Here is a 23,782-nt window from a genome sequence, read left to right on the forward strand (position 1 = left end):
CATATTAAAAATTTTAATTCTTTTTCACATATTCTGTGATAATCACTATTTGTTGTCCGCCCACTTTACCTTCAATGTAATTTGCATTTTCATGGTCTACACGTATGTTCCTTACAGCTGTTCCTTGTTTTGCCACCATGCTAGAACCTTTTACTTTTAGGTCTTTTATTAAAACGACGTTATCTCCGTTTTCTAGTAAAACACCATTAACATCACGATGTATAATTTTTTCACTTTCGTCTTTATCTTCTCCTGTTGCTCTTGCTAATGCCAAAGCATCTTCATCTAAATACATCATATCTAACAGGTCTTTTGGCCAACCTTCGCCTCTTAATCGTTGTAACATACGCCATGCCATAATTTGGACAGCAACATGCTCGCTCCACATACTATCGTTTAAACAACGCCAATGGTTTGGATCCATATCGGTGTTTTTTTCAATTTGGTTATAACACGTATCACAAACCAAAACGCAAGTATCTACGCTTTCGTTTAATGAAGGTGGAATTGTATATTGTTGTAAATTTGAAGAAGATCCACACAACTCGCAAGTTGATTGACTTCTATCTTTTAACATTTGAAGTACGCTCATGATGTGAAGATTTTATGTGTTTTTGAATATTTGCAATGATACATTTATTTGAGTTGTTGTGCAATTATTCTTTCAACGCTTGTTGCATTTTTTTGGACATACCTTTAACCACTTGATCATAAGAATGATCTATGAGTTTAAATAAGAGTTCTGGTAAAACTTCACCTTTATAGATATAAATCGTATTCCAGTGTGTTTTATTCATATGATATGCGCCTTTTATGCTATCATAATCTTCACGTAACTCGATAGCATATTTTGGATCACATTTAAGTGAAATGGAGCCTTCACCAGCTTCCCACTTATCTAAAGGGATTAAGGCAAACATCTTACCTAAAACTTTAAAAACTAAGGTATCTTGATTAAAAGGAAAGGTTTCTTCTACTTTTGGTTTTTGAAGACAATATTTGTGTAATTGCTCTATATTCATGCATAAATATAGTGCTTATTTAATTTCTTTTAATTTAACTTTTTTAGAGTTTTTCTTATTTGTTTTATTAATTTCTCGACTATCATTTTTGATAATTGGAGGAATATCTAAACTTTCTAAAGTATCATTTAAGTAGAGTAATAATCTATTCATAGCTTTGGTTTTGATTATTAATACTTAAAAGGTAATAAGATTTGATGTTAACACAAAGAAAACTGACTACTTTTTCGATGAAACACACCCATTTCAAACGTTTTCGTAGCTATTCTCTTATCTTTTTAATATCGTCTGTATCCAAGACTAAATTTTGATAATCTAATGTCCAACCAATAGTTTCAACAATATTTTCTATTAATTGTAAAGACTCTAAAGCTTCTTGTTTTGCTACATTATATAAACCACTTTCTGGCACTTTTTCTAAGATATGTTGTTTTGCTTCTTCATTTAAAGCTGTAAGATCTGCTGCTTCAAACTTATTAAAATAACCATCTTTTTTATCGTAATAATTTAAGTTAGTTTCTATAGACAATATTTCTGGTTGCGGAAAGCTTTTAATAATCACTGTTTTTGTTTTTTGATCTGATTCTAGACTTATTTTATTAAAATCGAATCCAACATGTGCTTTCGCGTTTATTACAACTAATGCTTTTTTACGACTTGAGACTAGTTTTAAAAAGCGTTCTTTTACATCTTCATAATGGTAGATTTCGGCAAAGTCGCCTTCTACAGTAATAAATTTGCATACTTTTTTAATCTTATCTAAAAGTATAACCGATTGTGATGTTACTTTTTTCTTGTTATTAAAATGTTTTACATAGGTAGTTATGCCTAAAACTACTAAACCACCAATAATAAGAGAGATAAAAATTTCCATTATAAATGTCCTAAATGTGTGTTTTTAAAATTATCGGCATATTTAAGTCCGTAACTAGAAACTCGGTCTAAAGCAGCGTGAGAAAACAAAATGATTCCTATTAATTGCATGACTTCGATTTCAAAATAAATTCCAATTAATAACATTAGAATTGCTAATCCTTTATGATGAAACGCATTATAAGTTAATGCTCCTGTTTTTGTATTTACTAAATAGTCTAACATACCAATATCGGGTAGCAAAATTAATACCAAAAACCACCACCAAGCATAACTTAAGGTAGAAAACAAGTAAATACCTAATGCGAATTGTAATAATTCTTCTAGTTTTAAAACAGATTTCATTTTATTCTATTTTATAAAGAATAGGCTTACTTGGTGTAGCATCGTTTTCAAAAGGTGCGATTTGTAAATTTAAAATATATTTACCGTCTTCTATTTTATTTTTCACGTAAATAAACTCAGTTATAGTGGCATTTTTTCTAATCTTACCATTAACATCCCAAAACGCTTTATGCGCTAATAATTTACCTTCATCTTTTTCTTTATCTACACTTGGTAAGTCTACCAAAAGGTGCTGTACACCTATTTTTTTTATAAATTCTGCTGCATCTTCAGTTAAGTATGGCCAATTAGTATTAGAGTATTGTCTAGAAAGCTTATCTTTTGTGTTTGGCATTGTACGAATAACTAATGCTTCTGGCTTACGTTGTTTTAGTAAAAATTTTAATTGCGATTTAGATATCACGTAATCTTCGTCAGTTTTTTCTGGTGCTACAGTGATTACCTCTGCTCTAAAGAAAAAAGTTTTTAAGCATTTATTAATGCTATAAAATTTTTCGGTAATATGTCCAACACACTCGGTATGTGTACCGTGTGCATGCGGATTAAATTGAATATTATTAAAGTTAATAGACGCACCTTCTTTTACGCTTGCAGTCCACTCGTCTATTTGCGCTGGTTCTATTTTAGGCTCATCAATATACCATGCATTAGCGTTATCTTTAGAACCTCTAATTGGCATAGAAATATCTAAAGGTTTAGATAAGTCTATTGTGTATTTTATAGTGTTTATTGTAATTACTGTTTTCATCTAATTAATTTAACATAAATAGCTCACTTGCTATTCCGTCGGTTAAAAATTTCCCTTTTTTTGTAGCTTTTAAGCTGTCTTTTTCAATATACAATAATTGTTCATTGATATAAAACTGAGCCTCTTTTATTAAGAAATTTTTATAATGAAGCCCAAACTTGTCTTCTATTTTAGATAATGACACGCCCCAAATTGTACGTAAACCTGTCATGACAAACTCATTATACTTATCATTTTGTGATAAGGTTTCTATCTCTAAAGGCAATTGGTTGGCTTCTATTTTTTTGATGTAAACGGAATTATTTTTAACATTCCAAGCACGTTGATCTCCGTTAAAACTATGTGCAGATGGACCAATACCAATATATGGTTTACCTAACCAATAAGCACTATTGTTTTTACTGTAATAACCTGGTTTTGCAAAATTAGATAACTCATAATGTTCAAAACCTGCATCTTCTAATTGTTCTATTAGTTGATGAAATTGTTGATGAGCGACCTCATCATCAACATCGTCAATAATACCTTTGTCAATAAAATTTGCTAATGCTGTTTTAGGCTCGACAGTTAGTGCGTAACTAGAAATATGTGGCACACCAAAGCTTAGCGCAATTTTAATGTTGTCTAACCATTCTTTTGACGTGCTATTTGGTATCCCGTAGATTAAATCTAAGCTAATATTATCAAAGTATTGCGTCGCAATTTCTAAACATTTTTTTGCTTCTTCGGAATTGTGAGCGCGATTCATTAACTTTAAATCTTTCTCATAAAAAGATTGAATACCAATACTTAGTCTATTGATTGGCGATTTGGATAATTCTATAATTTTCTCTTCAAATAAATCGTCTGGATTGGCTTCTAATGTGATTTCTGGTGACGTTGCTACTGAGTAATTTTTATGTACCGTATCTATTAAAAATTGTAATTCTTCAATGGATAATAGACTTGGCGTTCCTCCACCAAAATAGATGGTTTCTACGGTTGAGTTTTTAAATTCATCTTTACGAAGTTGAAGCTCTTTTGCTAAAGCAGAAATTAATTGATCTTTCTTTTTTAATGACGTAGAAAAGTGAAAGTCGCAATAATAACACGCTTGTTTGCAAAATGGTATGTGAATGTAGATGCCGGACATATCAGTTAATACTTAGACATTTTTACCATTTTATCAATTAAAAGAAATCTATTAAAATCTTTATGAATTGAATCTTGAAGAGGCTTCAATTCTTCCTGATTATAAAGTACTTTGGTGTCAGGCCAAGCAAGAGAATACTCAGCAATTACACCATATTTATTGTTAAAATAAAATATAGACTCATCATCAGAAAGGTTAGGAATGTTATATAAATAAGCTTGTATTTTTATTTCTTCTGAATTAAATTGATAATGATGAGAGCTTATTAATTTGCAATTATTTCCTCTTACTATCAAAACACTATCATTATTAATTTCTTTTTCAATGAATTGGTAAAAAGTACTATCATTTTCAAAAATTTTGTACTCGTATCTCTTTATATTCCCTTCAACTAAAGTTCTAAATCTCGCTGGATCTATATGTTGATTTTTTGGTCCAGATTTAATTGAAATAGTTTCAAATTCTGATGTTGTTTTTTTTATTTCATCATTACAACTAGACAGTAAAATCATTAAAAAAAATAGTTGCAAATATTTCATATCAAAAAAAATTAAAAGTGACTCCTGCCTACGCAGGAATAACAAAACTACTTCTTTACTCTACCTTCATTCTGTTTTACAAAACTTGCCCAACCAGAATAGCTTTTACCAATTTCTACGCGACCTTGATTATAAAAATGACAGACTGCTGCTGCTAAACCATCGGTAGAGTCTAAATTTTTAGGCAAAGTTTTTAGCTTTAACAAACTTTGCAACATTTTTGCTACTTGCTCTTTACTAGCGTTACCATTACCTGTAATTGCCATTTTGATTTTTTTTGGCGAATATTCGGTAACTGGTACTTCTCTACTTAATCCTGCCGCCATAGCAACACCTTGCGCACGACCTAACTTAAGCATACTTTGTACGTTTTTACCAAAAAAAGGCGCTTCGATAGCGATTTCGTCAGGATGATGTGTATCGATTAATTCTATAGTTCTTTCAAAAATCAATTTCAATTTTAAGTAATGGTCGTCGTATTTTTTTAGATCTAGCTCGTTAAGTTGTAAAAAGCTCATCTTTTTATTTTCAACTTTAATCAAGCCAAAACCCATAATGGTTGTTCCGGGATCAATACCTAATATAATTTGTTCTTTTGCCATTAATTACAAGTTGCGCAACCGCTTAAAGAAACTGCAACACCAACAGTTACGGTTAATAAATTACCGTTAAAAGATCCATAACCTTCTGTAATAGGATCAAAATCGCTTGCAAATCCCATAATGTAAGACGCATCGATATATGCTGAAACAGTTCTACTTATTCCATAATGAAATTCCATTCCGCCCATAGCATTTAAATAAGACGTTTTATTATCGCCATAAGCATCTAAAGGTTTTATCATAGAATAACCAGGACCAACATGAAAAACTACACCTGTACCAAATGGTAAAAACGTAAAATCTGGTGTAGCATCATAAACAAACTGTGCATTTACACGTGTGTAGTTTACTTTAAAATCTGGTGTATTATCGGCATTTACAAATCTATTATACCCAAAATCTACTTTAGCTCCTAATTGATTAGTAAACATATGCTGAATTCCTAAATTTATAGTCGGAAAATTTAATCCATCAGCATCAAAAAGCGTTACAAATCCATCTTGACTTGGGCTATTTACACCTACAGCAATTAAAGCTTTCCATTTACTAGTTTCTATTTGTGCTTTTACTGTGGTTAATCCAAACATCAAAAAAGCAAACAAACAAATGATTTTAAATCTTGATAACATTGTGTGTTTTTTAGTTTATTTTGCAAGCACTTTCAGAAAAAATAAGATGAATAGTAGCTTACCTTACAAAACTAAGCAATTCTTTTTTGTACTTATCAAATTAAGTATAGTTGTTGGCGCTTTTTACTTTATTTATCAAAAATTACTTAATAATCCTGATTTAAAACTTGAAGATTTTTTAAATTTTCTAGACAAAAACAAGCTGTTTTCTACAAAAAACATCATTTTTTTAGTGTTTTTGAGTAGTTTTAATTGGTTTTTGGAAATTTTGAAATGGCGATTTTTAATCTCAAAAATTAAAACAATAAGTTTTTTAGAAGCTACTGAGCAAAGTTTGGGCGCACTAACTGCTTCTATTTTTACACCAAATCGTATTGGCGAATATGGTGCAAAAGCGATTTACTTTGCAAAAACGCATCGTAAAAAAGTACTGCTTTTAAACCTAATTAGCAATATGTTTCAAATGAGTGTTACTGTTATTTTAGGTGTAATTGGGCTTATTTTTTTATATCACAATTATGAAGTCAATATTGGTTATCGATTTATAAGAGCTTTAATATTATTGTGTATAATTGCTTTGTTTACTGTATTTGGTTTGAAACAAAACCGATTTAAGATTAAAGGTTTTTCTTTTGAAAAAGTGATTAATTACATTAAAAATTTAGGTCTAAAATATTTAGGTATTGGCTTTTTATTATCGGTGTTACGATATGCTGTATTTTCTTTTCAGTTTTATTTTATTTTGACACTTTTTGGGATTCAATTAAACTATGTTGATGCCATGATTTTAATTACGTCTATGTATTTATTGGCTTCAATTATTCCGACAATTTCAATATTTGATGTGGTAATAAAAGGTAGTGTTGCGCTGTATGTTTTTGGGCTAGCTGGCATTAACCAATTACCTATTTTAAGCTGTATTTTATTAATGTGGTTACTAAATTTTGCACTACCAAGTGTTTTCGGAAGCTATTATGTGCTTAATTTTAATGTTTTAAAACCTCAAAATTAATGCTTATTGTTGCTGTAATCATATTGCTTTTATACTTGCTTTTAATAGGAAAATTTGCTTTTGCAATTAACAAAGTATCAGAGTTTAAACTGGAAGATATTCCTGCAAAAACAACATTTACAGTAGTTATTCCTTTTAGAAATGAAGCCGAAAATTTACCAACGCTTTTAAAATCTATTTCTACTTTAAATTACCAAAATTCGCTTTTTGAAATCATCTTAGTTAATGACGATTCTGAAGATCTTTCAAAAGATATTGTTACTAAGTTTATTTCAACTTCAGCTTTGGACATTACATTAATTGAAAACGAAAGACAATCCAATTCGCCTAAAAAAGACGCTATTTCTTCAGCAATAAAAATTAGCAAATACGATTGGATTATCACAACCGATGCCGACTGTGTTTTACCAAAATATTGGCTAGATAATTTTGATACTTTTATCCAACAAAACGATGCTAAAATGGTAGTTGGACCAGTTACTTATCATCAAGTTAATGGGTTTTTAAAGCACTTTCAGCTTTTAGATTTTTTAAGTTTAACAGGAAGCACTATTGCTGGTTTTGGTATTGGTAAACCATTTTTATGTAATGGTGCTAATTTAGCTTACAAAGCATCATTTTTTAATAGCATGAATGGTTTTGAAGGCAATGATACCATTGCAAGCGGAGATGATATTTTTTTAATGGAAAAAGCTTTAAAAACAGATGTAAATTCTGTTAGATATTTAAAAAGCACACATGCTATTGTGCAGACAATACCGCAACCAGATTTTAAAAGTTTACTATCGCAACGCATACGTTGGGCTAATAAAACATCTAACTACAATAATAATTTTGCTAAGTTGGTTGGGCTAATGGTTTTACTAGCAAATTCTGTAATTGTCATTAGTTTTGTGTTAATGGTTTTAGGGTTATTTCAGTTTAAAACGTTTACCTATTTGTTTCTTTTAAAGCTGCTTATAGATTTCCTTTTAATTTATAAAGCAAGTGTGTTTTTCAGCAAAGAACAAGCATTAAAATACTATTTACCGTCAAGTTTATTATATCCTTTTTTTAGTGTTTACGTTGCTGTTGTTGGCTCGTTTTCAAGTTACAAATGGAAAGACAGACGCTTTAAGAAATAGTTTATTAGTTTAAAAATTTCTACTTTAGCATAGAACCAAATTACAATCTCTATGAAACGTTTACTTTTCATTTTAAGCTTATGTGTTTCAACATTAAGTTTTGCACAACAAACCTACTCTGTTAATGGCGAATCTTTAAAATTAGACACTGAAGTAGAAGGCACTTTAGATCTACTTTGGACTTCTGTTGATGGGCAATTTAGATATTTTATTAAAACCGAAGACAACGCTGTAACCGAACTTAAAAACACTAAAGGCAACAACAATAAGTACCAAAACGAATATCAAACTACACTTACAAATTTAACTGACATGGATGCGTCTAAAACTAAATTTACATTATTTGGTTTGAAGCAATTTGTAAATAAATATAACGCTTCTGTAGACGATACTTATACAGCTAATGATAGTAAACCAAAACTTAAAACTAGATTAAGTGTTTTTGGAGGTTTAACTAACAACCCTTTTGTAAATAACCCTGATAATGAAAACAGTCTGTTTTTTGGGACTGAGCTAGAAATTGTCCAAGACAAAGCACAACCTAAACATGCTGGATTTGTTAACCTAAGATACATTGCAGAAAATGACAATCTACAATATAGCGCTACACAATTAGCTTTAGGCTATAGATTTAGGTTTATAAATCAAGATAATTTTAATGTTTACGCGCAAACTAAATTTGCAACATTAACTAATGTAAACGCAACTTATATAGTTGAAAACCCTGAAAACCCAGGAAATTTAATAGAAAACGAAGTCTCTAATACCGAATTTGACGCACCTTTAATTTTTGGACTTGGTGCCGATTTTAAAGTTGGTAATGGTTATATCACTTTAATATTTGACTCTTTATTTGCTGCATTTATAGATAATGAAGATAACTTTCCTACAGATGTAGCTTTAGGCTATAAATTTAACTTATAAATGAGTTTAATAGACAAAACTTCTAATCCTGTTTTTGACGGTTACTTTTGGGATAATTACGACCAAAAACCAAAAAAAATGACCGTTGGTGGCATTTTATTAAAAACCTTGTATTGCCTATTAATTATAACTGCAATTGTTGTTGGTATTTGGAAACTACAAACGCAAGGCACAAGTATAAAATGGTTTGCTTCTGGAGGTGGTATTGCTGCAATAGTGATTAGTATTATCATCTCGGTTAGACAACAATGGGCACATTTTTTGGTTCCATTATACTCGGTTGCAAAAGGTTTTTTTCTTGGAGGAATTACTGCTTATGCTCAAGCAAAATTTCCGGATTTACCGTATCAAGCAGTTGGTGTAACGATAGTTACATTTTTTGTTATGCTTTTACTTTATCAAACACGCATTATTATTGTTACCAAAAAGCTACGAAGTATTATTATTACTACTTGTGCTAGTATTTTTGTAGTTTATATCATCTCATGGATTTTAAGCTTTTTTGGTATAAAAAGTTTTATTTGGGGAACAAGTTGGTTTGCTATTGGCTTTAATATTTTTGCTATTGTTTTCGCCGCTTTATCATTACTCTTAGATTTTGATTTTATTGAAAGACAAAAACATCGTGCACCAAAACACAAAGAATGGCTTGCTACTTGGGGATTATTAGCAACTCTTATTTGGTTATATGTTGAAATTTTAAGGTTGATGAAAAAGTTTGCTGTTAAGTTTCCGAAGTAATTTTTTTAGATTCTTAGCTGAGCTCTGAATGACAAAAAAGTTAATAATATTTTAATTAACCTGAAGAATGATTGGTAATTTAAATTGTGTTTTTACTTGCTGACCGCGTTTTAAAGCTGCATAAATTGGAGGCAAACTATCTAAGCTACTTTCTATTATTTGCTGAATATTAGGTAATTCTGCTATAGTTAAAGAATCTACTGTAAACTTTTCAATTTGTAATTGTCCTTTTTCTGAAATTAAAAATTCTAAAATTATAGTGTCATTAATATCCTGAGTCACCACAAAGGTTTCTTTAGCTAATTGTGTACTTATGTGGTTGGCTAACGTAGTTTCAAAACACTGTTTTTTATTAGTCAATGTGTCTAAAGAATCGCAAACAGGAAAGCTTGGATACGTGTCTACTTCGTTCCAATTAAATGTTTTTAATTCCTTTTTTAGAATAGCATCTTTTGATGTCTTTTTAGCTTCAAAATACTGACAAGACACTAACAAAAGGAATATAAAAAAAATTGCTATTTGCTTCATATTAAACAAGTATCGCCGAAAAATACGATTTTTACTTGATAATTGTATATTTATTAGATGTTGACCATAAAAAAACCGAAGCAAAAGACTTCGGTTGTAACTTTTTAAAAGAAAATTTACTAATCTACTTTAAAGGTTATTGGTAAGCTGTAAGGTACATTAACTTGTTTACCTTTATCTGTACCAGGTATCATTTTTGGTAATAAATTAATCACTCTAATAGCTTCTTCTTCTAACTCTTTATGTGGTGCTCTAGCTTTTACATTTACTATATCTCCATTAACATCTATTTTAAAGCTTACAAAAATGCGCTTTACACCTTTTTCTAAACCTAAATTATTTGCTAGTTCTGTATTGAAGTTTTTCATAACATGTTCGTTAATTTTGTTTGAAAAACATTCTTTTTGTTCTTTAAGGTTAACTACTGTTTCACAACCTTCAATTAATGGGACTTGTTCTATAACACTAAAAGGAACATCTATTTCGTTATTTGTATCATGAATGTAATCGCCTTTTGGTTCTCTAACTTCAATTTTAATATGTCTGTAACCATCAGATATTACCAAAGCATGATACCATTCTTCTTTATTTATTTGCGCTAATTTTGATTGTTTCAATGCTTCTTCTTCAGTAGTTAAATTATCTAAATCGTCTACTAATAATCTTAAAGTGCCTCTTTTTGGATTGTCAATCCAATTATCCTTTGCTTCTTGAGTTTTTTTATTGTTAAGATAATCTTGATAGGTTTCATTTTTTAAAACTTTTAGGATATTTGAATCTTCACCAGTTTTTTCCTTATGAACTTCTGCCATAAACAAAAACTTAGCTTTAAGCCTTGTATATTGATCTAAAGTGTTTAAGTAATTATTATAATCTGTCTTGTTCTCTGAAAACAATTTTTCAATATTATCTTTATACTTACTCCTATATTCTTCTAAATACTTCTGCACTAACTCTTCTTCCGTTAATGTGGCTTGTTCTGTATTTGCTTTATTAGTTTCGTCTTGAGAACATGAAGAATACACTAACATTGCCGTAATCATTGGTATTAGTAGCAAGTACTTAATTAAATAGACTGGTTTTGATTTTGATTTTTGTAACATAATAATTCGTTTTTTGATTAATGATTGTTTAAAAAATGGATTGACGAAAGGCAACGATTTTACATCAAAAATTTGCTGTAATAAACGCTGATAATAGTCTTTTTTATTGACGGTTTTTATGGCATTTTGGTCGGCAATATATTCGTGCACTTGTATTAAATATCCTTTGTAGATATATACTAAAGGATTAAACCAAAGTGCAATTTTTAACACTTCCAACCATAATAAATCTATGCTGTGTTTTTGTTTAACATGAATAAGCTCATGTGCCAAAATACTTTCTTTTTGTTGTTCTGTTAGTTGATTACCAATAAACACATAGCTAAAAAAGGAAAAAGCAGCAGTTGTATTTGGCAGTGATAAGATTTGATATCCATTAGACTTTACTTTTTTAGATTTTGCCCATAATTTTAAAAGTTTAGATAGTTTAAAGACAAAAATTAAAAATGCAATACTACTACCTAAAATGATAATATTGTTAAGCGTTAAAAATGAAGTTTGATTAGCAATAGTTGAAGCTTCTGTAGTAATTTGTGGTGTTTTGTGCACGTTACCCAAAACAACTTCTGGTAACACAACTACATATTTACTTGGTATGGTTTTAGTAAAACTTTCAATTTTAATTAAAGGCAAGAGTAATGACAATACAGAAGTTGATAATAAATACCAACGGTTGTAATTAAAAAACGTTTCTTTTTTTAGAAGCGCTTCATAAACCAATAAAAAAATAAGTTGAAAAGCTATTATTTGAATGATATAGGTAACCATAACTATTCGTTTTTATTGATTTCTTTTAAAACACTTTCTAGCTCTTCAATATTTATATCATTTTTCTTCACAAAAAAAGACACCATACTTTTAAAAGATCCTTGAAAATAATTTTCGACCAAGGTGTTTAAGCTTTGATTGCTATAGTCTTGTTTTTTAAGTATAGGAAAATACACATGTCCCTTTCCTTTTTTTTCATAATCTACAAATCCTTTGGATTCTAAAATCCTAACAATTGTAGAAACCGTGTTGTAAGCTGGTTTAGGTTCTGGAAGTATATTAATTATATCTTTTACATTAGCTTTTTCTAATTGCCAAAGGACTTGCATAATATCTTCTTCTGCTTTTGTAAGTGGCTTCATTTTTATAACTAAAGTTTTAGTTGAACATAACAAATATAACTAAAAAATTAGTTTAAACTAATTTTTTAGTTTAAAAATGTAACATAACAGAAATATAATCGTCATATAAACAAAAACTTATGGATATTTTTTTAACCATTATTGGCTTTGCATTTATCTTGTTAGGCTTAGTTGGAAGCATCTTACCAATTTTACCTGGTCCACCTTTAAGTTGGATTGGTTTGTTATTTTTATTTATTACAGACGCTGTGCCCAACGACACTTCTTTTTTGATTATAACCTTAATCGTTGCATTATCAATTTTTGCTTTAGACTACATCATACCTGCAATTGGTACTAAAAGATTTGGCGGTAGTAGATCCGGAATGATTGGGACAACGCTAGGTTTAATTATAGGATTAATTGCACCAATACCATTTGGTATTATTATTGGACCTTTTGTTGGCGCTTACTTAGGTGAGTTATCTAATAAAGCAGATTCTAAAACTGCTTTAAAAGCTGCTTTTGGCTCCTTTTTAGGTTTTGTAACTGGTACTTTTTTAAAGTTTATTGTAGCAGTAGTCTACATGGGCTTTTTTATTAGTACGTTTTGGGAATTTAAGCATTTAATTTTTTAATTTTTTTAATCATATATATATAAAATGAAAAAGCAACATCGAGCGATGTTGCTTTTTCTTGTGTGTAAATGTAAATGCTATTAACCAAACTAAGTTTATAAGGGAAAATACTTAAATTAATAGTCATTACAAATATAAGTAATTGTATATTATGTCTTTACGGTTTTTACCGCAAGTTGATTGTGGTAAAAACCGTAAACCTTAAGTATATGTAGACTTTTAAAGCTTTTTTTAACGTTAAACAAAATTGTAATTTTCTTTAAAAGTTTTTATATGTAGCCTTTTTCTTTCGCAATTTTAATTAAGGTTTCATCTTTACCATCCTCAACAAAGAAAAGTTCTTTTATGTTTTTCTTTCTTTTTTCAATTGCACTTAATGTTAAGTCTAAATGTTTAACTAAATCTTTTGTCTTTACACCTAATGATAAAAGATGAAGCATTTTATGATTTATCAAATCTAAAGTTATTGGATTTTGTAAGCTTTTTCTTAGTATTTTATTGATAGTACCGCTATAAAATGGAGGATTATTTTGAATGGCTTGAAAAGCACTAGCTAGCTCACTAGAGGTTAAATCGCTTTTTATTAAAAATCCTTCTGGGTTTATAGTTTTTATAATATCATGTATTCTATAAACTTCATCAAACATAGTCAGAATTACTATTTTGGCATCTTCTTCTACCATTCTTACTCGTTTTGCTAAATCTTCTCCAGATTTATATAAGCCATCACTAGACTCTGGTATACTAATATCAAAAAAATAAATATTGTAAGGTACGCCTATGCTTTTTGCTTTTTTCATGGCTTTTAATGCCGAATCACAATCTGAAGCTATATCTATTGTCAAAGATTGGTTTTCTTTTTTTGTAGCCATTAATGTATGCATATAGCCTTCTATAATCATTGGATGATCATCAACCATTAATATTTTTAACTCTTGAGTTTTCATGTTTTTTTAGTTAGTTTAAATGTTTGGGACAGTAATTGTAACAGATGTTCCTTTATTTATTTGAGATGTGACATTGAAAAATCCGTTAATTTCTTTTAATCTATCTTTTATATTTTTAAGACCGATACCGTTTTTAGTTTTGGTTTGGTCAAATCCAACACCATTATCTGTTATTTTCAAATTTAATTTATTTTTATCTAAGTAAAACTCGATATCAACTAATGTTGATTCTGCATGTTTATAGATATTTTGCATAGTTTCTTGCAAGATTCTATACAAGTGAATTTTTATTTTGTTATCAAGCATATCCCAATTAATATTAGAATCTGCTTTAAACGTATAATCGATATTGTAGGCTGTCATTTGAGTTTCTACTAGGTTTTTAACCATATTAAAATACCCAGATTGATTAACAAAATCTGAATTTAACTCATGAGAAACCTTTCTTATATCATCTTCTATATTTTTTAATTCAGAAATGTATTTACTTCGTTTTGAAATTGCATCTTCTGTATTAACTAGATTTAAGCTATCTAGACTTAATCTTGCTCCAAAAAGTCTTCCTAAGATACCATCATGCATTTCTTGAGAAATTCGGTTTTTCTCTACGCTACGCGCTTCGTCTATTTTTTCTTGTTGAGAGAGCATTAGCTTATAGATCTCTTCATTTGCTTCTTGTTGCTGTTTTTGTAGTTGTAACTCTTTATTTTTTTCTCTTTGAGATTTAATTATATACAAGAAGAATAATACACCTAATAACCCTACAGATATAAATATTAACCATTGTCTTTGCTTAGAGATTTGTTCTTTCTCTTGAAGAATTTCGTCTGTTTCAAACTCAATTCTAGCAAATTTATTTCTGTTTGTTCTTTCTTTGGAGATTAAACTATCGTTTAACCTTATATGTTCATATAAGTATGCTTTAGATTGCTCTCCTGTTTCGGTTTTGGCTTTTAGTATTAACGCATCTAAAACAGTTTGGTTTTCTCCTACTTCATTTGCTTTATTGTATGCTATATTTGCATATTTTTGAGCAGAATCTATTTGCTTTTGATGTAAGTATAATTCTGAAATAAAAGAGGCGATAATAGATTGTTCTACTTTTATATCTTGATCAATAGAGAATTTGTATGCTGTTTTAAATGTGTTTTCTATTTCTTCTGAAACAAAATTACCTTTTAAAAACTTGGCGTAGGCTAAATTTGAAATTATAGAAACATAGGTTTGAGGATCTTCTTCCTTTAATGTTTCTAAGTTTTTTATATTATTTAATACTTGTATTGTTTTATCATAATCTCCTTTTCTGCGATATGCTATGGCTATGTTCATTTCAGAAAAGTCTTTATAATATTTATACCTTTCAGCTTTTAATTTTTCTGCATACTCTACAGCTTTGTTATGATATTCAATAGACTTATCAAACCTTTTTACTTTACTTGAGACTATACCTATTAAATTATTAAAAGCCCATAGGTTAAGGTTGTTTCCGTCAGATATTGGTAATGTTTTTGCTATTTCTATTCCTTTAATGGCATTTATTTCTGCTCCTATATAATCTCTTTCAGACTCTTGTATATTAGCCATATTAAGGATAATATTAGATTCGTTTTGTATATCTTTTAAAAGCTCGTAAAGTTTTCTGGCATTGTAATAATAGTAATAAGCGCTGTCATTTTTATTACTCTCTGCAAAGTAAAATCCTAGGTTATTATTTGCATAAGCCATTTTAAGAGAGTCTTTTATTCTAGTAGAAATTTTAAGATTTTCTTTATTTACCCTATATAAAGAATCATACTGACCAGACACTATAAATAACCAAGATAACACTCTGTTACTTGCTAATACTGTAGAGTCTTTATCATATTTTTTTGATAGCGAAATAGCTTCTCTAGCATATTCAAACCTTTTAGATATGTTTAAATCTGAATTATTGGCTTGTTTTCTTAGTTTTAATATTTTTAAAATAGGGTCTTCTTCTTTAGCTTTTGGTGAAGAAGTAAAAGAGAAAAAAGTGATTAATAAGGTTATATATAATATATATTTCACTAAGTAGAGTTCTTAATAAATCAAATTTAAAATATTTTAAATAAAAAACTAATCCTCTTCTACCTGTTATATTAGAAGAGGATTTTTATATAATTAAGTATATATGTCTTAGCCTTGCGTTGGTACTTTTGATACTTTTTTATCTGTCATAGAGATTAAATCTACTTGTACCTCTTTTACTTCTTTGTTATCTTCTTTAGTTACTGTTTCTGTATCTATTGATGATACTCCGGTTAATATGGTGATTGATGCGATTGCTATTAGTGTGATTTTTAGAGATTTCATTGTATATATTTTTTTGTGAATTATTAATTAACCTTGCGTTGGTACTTTTGATACTTTTTTATCTGTCATAGAAATTAAATCTACTTGTACCTCTTTTACTTCTTTGTTATCTTCTTTAGTTACTGTTTCTGTATCTATTGATGATACTCCGGTTAATATGGCGATTGATGCGATTGCTATTAGTGTGATTTTAAGGGATTTCATTGTATATATTTTTTGCGAATTATTAATTAACCTTGCGTTGGTACTTTTGATACTTTTTTATCTGTCATAGAAATTAAATCTACTTGTACCTCTTTTACTTCTTTGTTATCTTCTTTAGTTACTGTTTCTGTATCTATTGATGATACTCCGGTTAATATGGCGATTGATGCGATTGCTATTAGTGTGATTTTAAGGGATTTCATTGTATATATTTTTTTGCGAATTATTAATTAACCTTGCGTTGGTACCTTTGATACTTTTTTATCTGTCATAGAAATTAAATCTACTTGTACCTCTTTTACTTCTTTGTTATCTTCTTTAGTTACTGTTTCTGTATCTATTGATGATACTCCGGTTAATATGGCGATTGATGCGATTGCTATTAGTGTGATTTTAAGGGATTTCATTGTATATATTTTTTTTGCGAATTATTAATTAACCTTGCGTTGGTACCTTTGATACTTTTTTATCTGTCATAGAAATTAAATCTACTTGTACCTCTTTTACTTCTTTGTTATCTTCTTTAGTAACTGTTTCTGTTTCTATTGATAATACTCCGGTTAATATGACGATTGATGCAATTGCTATTAGTGTGATTTTAAGGGATTTCATTGTATATATTTTTTTGTGAATTATTAATTAACCTTGCGTTGGTACCTTTGATACTTTTTTATCTGTCATAGAGATTAAATCTACCTGTATCTCTTTTACGTCTTTGTTAGTTTTTATTGTAGTAGGAGATGTATTAGCTGAAATTAATCCAGTTAATAAGATAGTTGAGAAAATTGCTAGAATTGTAATTTTAAGGGATTTCATATTAATTATTATTTTAAAATTTATATTGTTTTGTTTAAGCAAAAGCGTACTTGTTCAATCATTAAAATTGAATTAACAAGAAATTACATACAATGAGGGATATTGTACTTTTTAAAATGGATAATTAATACTATAAGCGTAGTATATTGATTTAGGGACACTTATAAACATCTACGAAAGTAAAATTAGAAGACTAAATTAAGTAAATAAATCGATAAAGTGTTTAAAATGAAGGATAAAGTGTCATTAAACAAAAAAGCATCCCTAATTTCTGAAACAAAACAGAAAAAAGGAAAGCTTTCCATTGGTTTAACTACTTAAACCATTGACAGACATCAACATCTGTCAAACAACACAACTAAATTTTATTGCCAAAAAAAGCTCCAATTTCTCGGAGCTTTAACAATTTTTGCGGTCTGGACGGGATTCGAACCCGCGACCCCCTGCGTGACAGGCAGATATTCTAACCAGCTGAACTACCAGACCGTTGCTTTATTGCGAGGGCAAATATACACTGCTATTTTAATTTCTCAAATATTTTTCGTGTTTTTTTTAAATAAATTTTTGCCTTTCGATCATGTAAGTTGTCAAAATATCATTAAACCCTTGATTTACATCAGATTGCACATATTTAATTTTATACTGCAAACTCTTTAATTTTAATTGTTTGAAATACTCTTCTACCATTTTATTATAATTTTCTTTAACAGAATCAGCATATAAGTTAATATATTGACCTGTTTCTACATCAATAAAGCGTTTTGGTTTATTATCAAAATTAAAATTTAGTTCTTTTTTGCTATCAAAAACATGAAAGAGTACTACTTCATGCTTATTGTGTTTTAAATGCCTAAGTGCTTCAAATAACTTCTGTTCATTAGTTTGTGTTTGAAACATATCTGTAAAAAGAAATATCAAGGATCTTCTATGTATTTTTTCTGCTATTTGATGAAGAAGTGTATATGTTACTGTTTGTTTAATTTTTTGTTTTTTTTCTGTAGTCTTTTCAAGTTGATGCAATAACATTTGATGATGCCTTTCACTTCCTTTTTCTGGCGCATAAAAATCATAACCGTCACTATAAATACTTAATCCAACAGCATCTCTTTGTCGTTTTAAAATATGCATTAATGAAGCGCTTGCTAAAGCTGAAAATGCAATTTTATTTAAGTTATTAATCGAAAAATTAGATAGGATTGGATAATGCATTGAACTACTGTTATCTAATATTATGTGACATCTTAGGTTAGTTTCGTCATCAAAACGCTTTGTGTATAACTTATCTGTTTTTGCAAACAGTTTCCAATCAATATGCTTAGTGCTTTCTCCTTGATTATATATTTTATGTTCTGCAAATTCTGCAGAAAAACCATGAAACGGACTTTTATGCATACCAGATATAAAACCTTCTACTACTTGTTTTGCTAGATGTTCAAGGTTTTTAAATCCGCCTGCTTTATTTAGTTCGTTTTGTAATTTCATGATTTTTAAATTTCATCTAAAATAAAAAAAGGTTTGCCATTAAGGCAAACCTTTCATTTTAATTTATTTATAATTTAGATTATAATAAAGAATCTAATGCTTCTGCATAAGCATTTTTAGGTGCTACACCAACCTGACGTCCAACTACTTCTCCATTTTGAAATACTAATACTGTTGGAATGTTACGTACTCCATATTTTGCTGCAAACTCTTGATTTGCATCTACATCGACTTTTCCCACAACAGCTTTACCTTCGTATTCTGTACTTAATTCGTCAATAATTGGTCCAACCATACGACATGGTCCACACCAAGCAGCCCAAAAGTCTACCATTACTGGTTTGTCGCTGTTTAATACTTGCTCTTCAAAAGTTGCATCTGTAATTTCTAATGCCATAATAATATAATTTAATTGTGTTTTTAATACGTGTTAATATGCAATATTAGTCAAAAAATTTGCCAAACCTTACAGCATAACAATTTGTTTTGATTATTACTGTATTAGTTTGAGTTATGTTGTTAATTTAATTTAAAATACACTTGTTCATTTTCTAATTGATCTAAAAGCTCTTGACTTACTTTCACTTTTTGTTTACGGCTAGACATATTCAATTTTACTTGATCCCTGTTATCATAAACAACAAAATTTAAAGCTTGATTACCTGGATGAAGATTAATCAAATCCTTTAAACGTTGTATTTTTTCTACATCTAAATCTTTTATATTTAATTGAATTGAAAGCTTTTTAGCATAACTTTCTAAAACATCTTGTAGTAATTGAAAGTTATTAAATTGAAGCCTAGGATCGCTTTTTTTACCTGTGTCTTTGTTTACCCAACCTTCTCGTACAAATACCTTGACATAAACAAAATTATTTTGAAGTAAAAAATGTCTAAATTTTAAATATTCCTCACCAAATATTCTGAACTCGTAAGTATCTGTGTAATCTTCTACAGTAAATAATGCCCAACCTTTACCTTGTTTACTTACACGATGTTGCACATCGGTAACAACTCCTCCAAAAGTCATTTCTCTATTTACATATTTTTCAAGATCGTTAAATACCGATAAATTAGCATTACAGAAGGTTTTCATTTCTATTTTAAAATCATCTAGTGGATGCCCAGAGATATAAACTCCTACTACTTCACGTTCTTTCGCTAGCTTCTCCATGGTTCCCCAAGTTTCGCATTCGGGAATTGTTGGCTCTTCAATTTGAACTTCACTTTCACCACCAAAAAGACTTACTTGAGCAGAATTTTCGTTTTCTTGATGCTTTGCACCATATTTTATGGCTTTTTCTAAAAAGGTTAAATCACCACCATCTTTATAAAAATATTGTGCTCTGTGTGTATTTCCTAACTCATCAAATCCACCTGCTAATGCTAAATTTTCAAACGCTTTTTTGTTAGCTGCTCTTAAATCAATACGCTTTGCTAAATCAAATATTGAAGTATATGGTCCGTCTTCCTTTCTATTTTCTACAATCGTTTTTACTGCTCCGTGACCAACACCTTTAATTGCTCCCATACCAAAACGTACCGCATTATCTTTGTTTACCGAGAATTTATAAAACGATTCGTTTACATCTGGTCCTAAAACTTGTAATTTCATTCGTTTACATTCTTCCATAAAGAAAGTAACTTGTTTAATATCATTCATGTTATTGGACAGTACTGCAGCCATATATTCTGCAGGATAATGCGCTTTTAAATACGCCGTTTGATAAGCAATCCAAGCATAACACGTAGAGTGAGATTTATTGAAGGCATAACTTGCAAATGCTTCCCAGTCTTTCCAGATTTTTTCAAGTTTTTTAGCATCATGACCATTAGCACTTGCTTGTTCGATAAACTTAGGTTTCATCTTATCTAGTACCGCAATTTGCTTTTTACCCATTGCTTTACGAAGGACATCGGCTTCACCTTTTGTAAAATTAGCTAGCTTTTGAGACAAAAGCATTACTTGCTCTTGGTAAACTGTAATACCGTAGGTTTCTTTTAAGTATTCTTCCATTGCTGGCAAGTCATACTCGATATCTTCGTCGCCATGTTTTCTTCTTACGAAACTTGGTATATATTCCATTGGTCCTGGACGATATAATGCATTCATCGCAATTAAATCGTCAAAAACCGTTGGTTTAAGATCCTTTAAATGTTTTTGCATTCCAGGAGATTCATATTGAAATACTCCAACTGTTTCTCCTCTTTGGAATAATGCGAAAGTTTTTTCATCATCTAAAGGAAAACTTTCTGGATCTAACTGAATATTATGTTTTGCCTTAACAATTTTTACAGTATCCTTAATTAGGGTTAATGTTTTTAACCCTAAAAAGTCCATTTTTAAAAGTCCTGCACTTTCTACAACCGAGTTATCAAATTGTGTAACGTATAAATCTGAATCTTTTGCTGTAGATACTGGTACAAACTTGGTAATATCGTCTGGTGTAATAATTACACCACATGCATGTATACCTGTATTTCTTACAGAGCCTTCTAACGCTCTTGCTGTATTTACTGTTTCGGCTTCAAGATCTGATCCTTCAGAAATATTTAAAAGTTGGTTTATTTTTTCTAAATCTTCAGACCTGAATTTTTGTCCCAGTTGTTTTTCATCTAAACCAAAAATCTTGTTTAGTTTAGACATATTTGGGATTAATTTTGCAATTCTATCTGCATCAAAAAGTGGCAAATCTAGTACACGAGCTGTATCACGAATACTACTTTTTGCCGCCATAGTACCATAAGTTATAATTTGTGCTACTTGATTTGCTCCATATTTATCGATAACGTAATCCATTACTCGGCTTCTTCCTTCGTCATCAAAATCGATATCAATATCTGGCATACTAATACGATCTGGATTAAGAAAACGCTCAAAAAGTAGATTGTACTGTATTGGGTCTATGTTGGTAATCCACAAGCAGTATGCAACAACAGATCCCGCTGCACTACCACGACCTGGACCAACAGATACATCCATATTTCTGGCTTCACGAATAAAATCTTCTACAATTAAGAAATATCCTGGATAACCTGTATTTTCAATTACTTCAAGTTCAAAGTCTAGACGTTCTTTGATATCTTCTGTGATTTCTCCATAACGCTTTTTTGCACCTTCGTAGGTTAAGTGTTTTAGATAGGCATTTTCTCCTCTTTTTCCACCATCAACCTCATCTTCTGGATGTTTAAATTCTTCTGGAATATTAAATGCTGGTAACAAGACATCTCTTGCTAACTCAAAAGGTTCTATTTTATCTACAACTTCTTGAATATTACTTATCGCCTCAGGAATATCTTTAAATAACTCCTTCATTTCGTCTGCAGACTTAAAATAATATTCTTGATTTGGTAATCCATAACGATAACCACGACCACGTCCTATTGGTGTTGATTGCTTTTCGCCATCTTTCACACATAATAAAATATCATGCGCATTAGCATCGTCTTTTTTACCGTAGTAGGTATTATTAGTGGCTAGTAATTTTATATCATGTTTTTTAGAAAACTCGATTAGTGTTTGATTAACACGGTTTTCGTCCTCTTGACCATGTCGCATTAACTCGATATACAAGTCGTCTTGAAATGTTTCTTTCCACCAAAGTAAAGCTTCTTCAGCTTGTGCTTCTCCTACATTTAAGACTTTACTTGGCACTTCACCGTAAAGGTTTCCTGTTAAACAAATAACGTCTTCTTTGTATTGTTCTATTAATTTTTTATCAATACGCGGTACATAATAAAATCCATCTACAAACGCGTGGGACGAAAGTTTTGCAAGGTTATGATATCCTTTTTTATTTTTTGCAAGCAGTACTATTTGGTAACCGTTATCTTTTCTTGTTTTATCTGTGTGATCTTCGCAAACAAAAAACTCGCAACCTACAATTGCTTTAATTTGATTTGCTACTGGTGGCTTACCTTGTAGTGCTGCTGCTTCATTTTTTGCTTTTACAGATTTATTATGTCCATTTACAGCTTTAACAAAATGGAATGCACCCATCATATTTGCATGATCTGTAAGTGCTACTGCTGGCATTTTATGTTCTGCCGTTAGATTGACTAAATCTGAAATACTTATTGTTGATTGAAGTATCGAAAACTGAGAGTGATTATGCAAGTGTGCAAAGTCTACAGATTTAAGATCTTCAATGTTTTCTTTTATTTCTGCTGAAGAAATTCCGCTAGATTCCTGCTTTTTTAATTGCTCACGAATTTTATCACTTTCTCTTTTAAGATTTAAGTGTTTTAATCCTATAAGCTGAATAGGTTGCGGGTTTTCTTTATTAAAACGCTCAAAATAATCTGGCTGAACATCTAATTGTTCTTTTGTGTATTCTTTACGTCTAACAAGCTCTAAAAAACAACGCGTTGTAGCCTCTACGTCTGCTGTTGCGTTATGTGCTTCGGCAAATGGTTGGTTAAATAAAAATTGATGTAACTCGGTTAAAGTTGGTAATTTAAATTTACCTCCACGTCCGCCAGGTATTTGACAAAGTTGTGCTGTTGACTCTGTACATGTGTCTAAAACTGGTAACTCTTGCAGAGGATTATCTACGCTTTCGCGGACAAACTCTGCTCCCATAATATTTAAATCAAAACCTACATTTTGACCGACAACAAACTTTGTTTTACTTAAAGCTTCATTAAATTTTTCTAAAACTTCTACTAAAGGAACACCTTGCTGTTGAGCCAACTCTGTTGAAATACCATGTATACGCTCGGCATCATACGGAATATCAAACCCATCGGGTTTAACTAAATAATCTTGATGATCAATACAGTTACCCATATGGTCATGTAATTGCCATGCTATTTGGATGCATCTAGGCCAATTATCTACATCTGTAATTGGTGCATCCCAACGTTTTGGTAATCCGGTAGTTTCTGTATCAAATATTAAGTACATTAAGGTATTTTTAGATGTTTTCTAGAAA

At 30.1% G+C, this 23,782-nt stretch carries 29 protein-coding genes and 1 tRNA gene; 5 read left to right on the forward strand and 25 right to left on the reverse strand.

From position 1 onward, the window contains the following. Positions 1 to 13: 13 nt before the first annotated feature. The 10 genes from INR78_RS03810 to INR78_RS03855 form a co-directional block, all read right to left on the reverse strand. Positions 14 to 592 carry an alkylphosphonate utilization protein gene (locus INR78_RS03810; protein ID WP_027880946.1) on the reverse strand — a complete coding sequence of 193 codons (579 nt, stop codon included), beginning with the start codon at positions 590 to 592 and terminating at the stop codon, positions 14 to 16. 64 nt (positions 593 to 656) lie between these two features. Then, positions 657 to 1,022: an MmcQ/YjbR family DNA-binding protein gene (locus INR78_RS03815; protein ID WP_223077538.1), complete on the reverse strand. Its 366-nt coding sequence runs from the start codon at positions 1,020 to 1,022 to the stop codon at positions 657 to 659. A gap of 15 nt (positions 1,023 to 1,037) precedes the next feature. Beyond that, complete coding sequence (locus INR78_RS03820) at positions 1,038 to 1,175, reverse strand: hypothetical protein (protein ID WP_223077539.1); 138 nt, start codon at positions 1,173 to 1,175, stop codon at positions 1,038 to 1,040. Positions 1,176 to 1,284: 109 nt separating this feature from the next. Continuing rightward, positions 1,285 to 1,896 (reverse strand): DUF4230 domain-containing protein, encoded by a 612-nt coding sequence (locus INR78_RS03825; protein WP_223077540.1) that lies wholly within the window; start codon positions 1,894 to 1,896, stop codon positions 1,285 to 1,287. After that, positions 1,896 to 2,240 (reverse strand): DUF4260 domain-containing protein, encoded by a 345-nt coding sequence (locus tag INR78_RS03830; RefSeq protein WP_223077541.1) that lies wholly within the window; start codon positions 2,238 to 2,240, stop codon positions 1,896 to 1,898. Before INR78_RS03830 ends, INR78_RS03825 begins: the two co-directional genes overlap by 1 nt. 1 nt (position 2,241) lies before the next feature. Continuing rightward, positions 2,242 to 2,988: a cyclase family protein gene (locus tag INR78_RS03835; RefSeq protein WP_223077542.1), complete on the reverse strand. Its 747-nt coding sequence runs from the start codon at positions 2,986 to 2,988 to the stop codon at positions 2,242 to 2,244. Positions 2,989 to 2,992: 4 nt separating this feature from the next. Beyond that, positions 2,993 to 4,120 carry a radical SAM family heme chaperone HemW gene (gene hemW, locus INR78_RS03840; RefSeq protein ID WP_223077543.1) on the reverse strand — a complete coding sequence of 376 codons (1,128 nt, stop codon included), beginning with the start codon at positions 4,118 to 4,120 and terminating at the stop codon, positions 2,993 to 2,995. 5 nt (positions 4,121 to 4,125) lie between these two features. Further along, positions 4,126 to 4,632 (reverse strand): hypothetical protein, encoded by a 507-nt coding sequence (locus INR78_RS03845; RefSeq protein WP_223077544.1) that lies wholly within the window; start codon positions 4,630 to 4,632, stop codon positions 4,126 to 4,128. 74 nt (positions 4,633 to 4,706) lie between these two features. Further along, complete coding sequence (gene ruvC, locus INR78_RS03850) at positions 4,707 to 5,261, reverse strand: crossover junction endodeoxyribonuclease RuvC (protein WP_223077545.1); 555 nt, start codon at positions 5,259 to 5,261, stop codon at positions 4,707 to 4,709. Continuing rightward, positions 5,261 to 5,890: a cell envelope biogenesis protein OmpA gene (locus INR78_RS03855; RefSeq protein ID WP_223077546.1), complete on the reverse strand. Its 630-nt coding sequence runs from the start codon at positions 5,888 to 5,890 to the stop codon at positions 5,261 to 5,263. Before INR78_RS03855 ends, ruvC begins: the two co-directional genes overlap by 1 nt. A gap of 46 nt (positions 5,891 to 5,936) precedes the next feature. On the opposite strand from INR78_RS03855, the gene INR78_RS03860 reads away from it, so the two are divergent. The 4 genes from INR78_RS03860 to INR78_RS03875 are packed head-to-tail and all read left to right on the forward strand — an operon-like array spanning position 5,937 to position 9,691. Beyond that, positions 5,937 to 6,902 carry a lysylphosphatidylglycerol synthase domain-containing protein gene (locus INR78_RS03860; RefSeq protein ID WP_223077547.1) on the forward strand — a complete coding sequence of 322 codons (966 nt, stop codon included), beginning with the start codon at positions 5,937 to 5,939 and terminating at the stop codon, positions 6,900 to 6,902. Then, positions 6,902 to 8,026, forward strand: a complete 1,125-nt coding sequence (locus INR78_RS03865; RefSeq protein WP_223077548.1) for a glycosyltransferase — start codon at positions 6,902 to 6,904, stop codon at positions 8,024 to 8,026. The genes INR78_RS03860 and INR78_RS03865 overlap by 1 nt, the downstream gene beginning before the upstream one ends. 51 nt (positions 8,027 to 8,077) lie before the next feature. Continuing rightward, the gene (locus INR78_RS03870) at positions 8,078 to 8,950 is read left to right on the forward strand and encodes a hypothetical protein (RefSeq protein WP_223077549.1); all 873 of its coding nucleotides are present in this window, start codon (positions 8,078 to 8,080) and stop codon (positions 8,948 to 8,950) included. Next, on the forward strand, positions 8,951 to 9,691 hold the full coding sequence (locus INR78_RS03875) for a Bax inhibitor-1/YccA family protein (protein WP_223077550.1): 741 nt from the start codon (positions 8,951 to 8,953) through the stop codon (positions 9,689 to 9,691). Between the two features lie 51 nt (positions 9,692 to 9,742). On the opposite strand, the gene INR78_RS03880 is transcribed toward INR78_RS03875, so the two are convergent. The 3 genes from INR78_RS03880 to INR78_RS03890 form a co-directional block, all read right to left on the reverse strand. Beyond that, complete coding sequence (locus tag INR78_RS03880; protein WP_223077551.1) at positions 9,743 to 10,219, reverse strand: hypothetical protein; 477 nt, start codon at positions 10,217 to 10,219, stop codon at positions 9,743 to 9,745. A gap of 119 nt (positions 10,220 to 10,338) precedes the next feature. Beyond that, on the reverse strand, positions 10,339 to 12,090 hold the full coding sequence (locus INR78_RS03885; protein WP_223077552.1) for a M56 family metallopeptidase: 1,752 nt from the start codon (positions 12,088 to 12,090) through the stop codon (positions 10,339 to 10,341). Positions 12,091 to 12,092: 2 nt separating this feature from the next. Further along, positions 12,093 to 12,452, reverse strand: a complete 360-nt coding sequence (locus INR78_RS03890) for a BlaI/MecI/CopY family transcriptional regulator (protein ID WP_027880912.1) — start codon at positions 12,450 to 12,452, stop codon at positions 12,093 to 12,095. A gap of 119 nt (positions 12,453 to 12,571) precedes the next feature. Here INR78_RS03890 and INR78_RS03895 point away from each other — a divergent pair, with 119 nt between their 5' ends. Then, positions 12,572 to 13,069, forward strand: a complete 498-nt coding sequence (locus INR78_RS03895; protein WP_106679820.1) for a DUF456 domain-containing protein — start codon at positions 12,572 to 12,574, stop codon at positions 13,067 to 13,069. A 269-nt stretch (positions 13,070 to 13,338) separates the two neighbouring features. On the opposite strand, the gene INR78_RS03900 is transcribed toward INR78_RS03895, so the two are convergent. The 12 genes from INR78_RS03900 to dnaE all read right to left on the reverse strand — a co-directional run bounded on the left by INR78_RS03900 (position 13,339) and on the right by dnaE (position 23,754). Continuing rightward, complete coding sequence (locus INR78_RS03900) at positions 13,339 to 14,016, reverse strand: response regulator (protein ID WP_106679818.1); 678 nt, start codon at positions 14,014 to 14,016, stop codon at positions 13,339 to 13,341. 15 nt (positions 14,017 to 14,031) lie between these two features. Beyond that, positions 14,032 to 16,062, reverse strand: a complete 2,031-nt coding sequence (locus INR78_RS03905; RefSeq protein ID WP_255593116.1) for an ATP-binding protein — start codon at positions 16,060 to 16,062, stop codon at positions 14,032 to 14,034. A gap of 108 nt (positions 16,063 to 16,170) precedes the next feature. Next, positions 16,171 to 16,347, reverse strand: coding sequence for a hypothetical protein (locus INR78_RS03910; protein WP_223077553.1), 177 nt, complete (start codon positions 16,345 to 16,347; stop codon positions 16,171 to 16,173). A gap of 27 nt (positions 16,348 to 16,374) precedes the next feature. Next, a complete protein-coding gene (locus tag INR78_RS03915; protein ID WP_223077554.1) occupies positions 16,375 to 16,551 on the reverse strand; it encodes a hypothetical protein in 177 nt (58 codons plus the stop codon). Between the two features lie 26 nt (positions 16,552 to 16,577). Continuing rightward, complete coding sequence (locus INR78_RS03920; RefSeq protein ID WP_223077554.1) at positions 16,578 to 16,754, reverse strand: hypothetical protein; 177 nt, start codon at positions 16,752 to 16,754, stop codon at positions 16,578 to 16,580. A gap of 27 nt (positions 16,755 to 16,781) precedes the next feature. Next, a complete protein-coding gene (locus tag INR78_RS03925; RefSeq protein WP_223077554.1) occupies positions 16,782 to 16,958 on the reverse strand; it encodes a hypothetical protein in 177 nt (58 codons plus the stop codon). A gap of 28 nt (positions 16,959 to 16,986) precedes the next feature. Further along, on the reverse strand, positions 16,987 to 17,163 hold the full coding sequence (locus INR78_RS03930; RefSeq protein WP_223077555.1) for a hypothetical protein: 177 nt from the start codon (positions 17,161 to 17,163) through the stop codon (positions 16,987 to 16,989). 27 nt (positions 17,164 to 17,190) lie between these two features. Beyond that, positions 17,191 to 17,367, reverse strand: coding sequence for a hypothetical protein (locus INR78_RS03935; protein ID WP_223077556.1), 177 nt, complete (start codon positions 17,365 to 17,367; stop codon positions 17,191 to 17,193). 412 nt (positions 17,368 to 17,779) lie between these two features. Further along, positions 17,780 to 17,853 (reverse strand) — tRNA-Asp (locus INR78_RS03940). 66 nt (positions 17,854 to 17,919) lie between these two features. Continuing rightward, the gene (locus tag INR78_RS03945) at positions 17,920 to 18,849 is read right to left on the reverse strand and encodes a DUF58 domain-containing protein (RefSeq protein WP_223077557.1); all 930 of its coding nucleotides are present in this window, start codon (positions 18,847 to 18,849) and stop codon (positions 17,920 to 17,922) included. A 79-nt stretch (positions 18,850 to 18,928) separates the two neighbouring features. Continuing rightward, positions 18,929 to 19,252, reverse strand: coding sequence for a thioredoxin (gene trxA / locus INR78_RS03950; protein WP_369695045.1), 324 nt, complete (start codon positions 19,250 to 19,252; stop codon positions 18,929 to 18,931). Between the two features lie 116 nt (positions 19,253 to 19,368). Beyond that, entirely contained in the window at positions 19,369 to 23,754 is a 4,386-nt protein-coding gene (dnaE, locus tag INR78_RS03955) for a DNA polymerase III subunit alpha (RefSeq protein ID WP_223077559.1), read from the reverse strand. Positions 23,755 to 23,782: the final 28 nt, after the last annotated feature.

The organism is Mesoflavibacter sp. SCSIO 43206 (assembly GCF_019904215.1).
In the GTDB taxonomy this organism is placed as follows: domain Bacteria; phylum Bacteroidota; class Bacteroidia; order Flavobacteriales; family Flavobacteriaceae; genus Mesoflavibacter; species Mesoflavibacter zeaxanthinifaciens.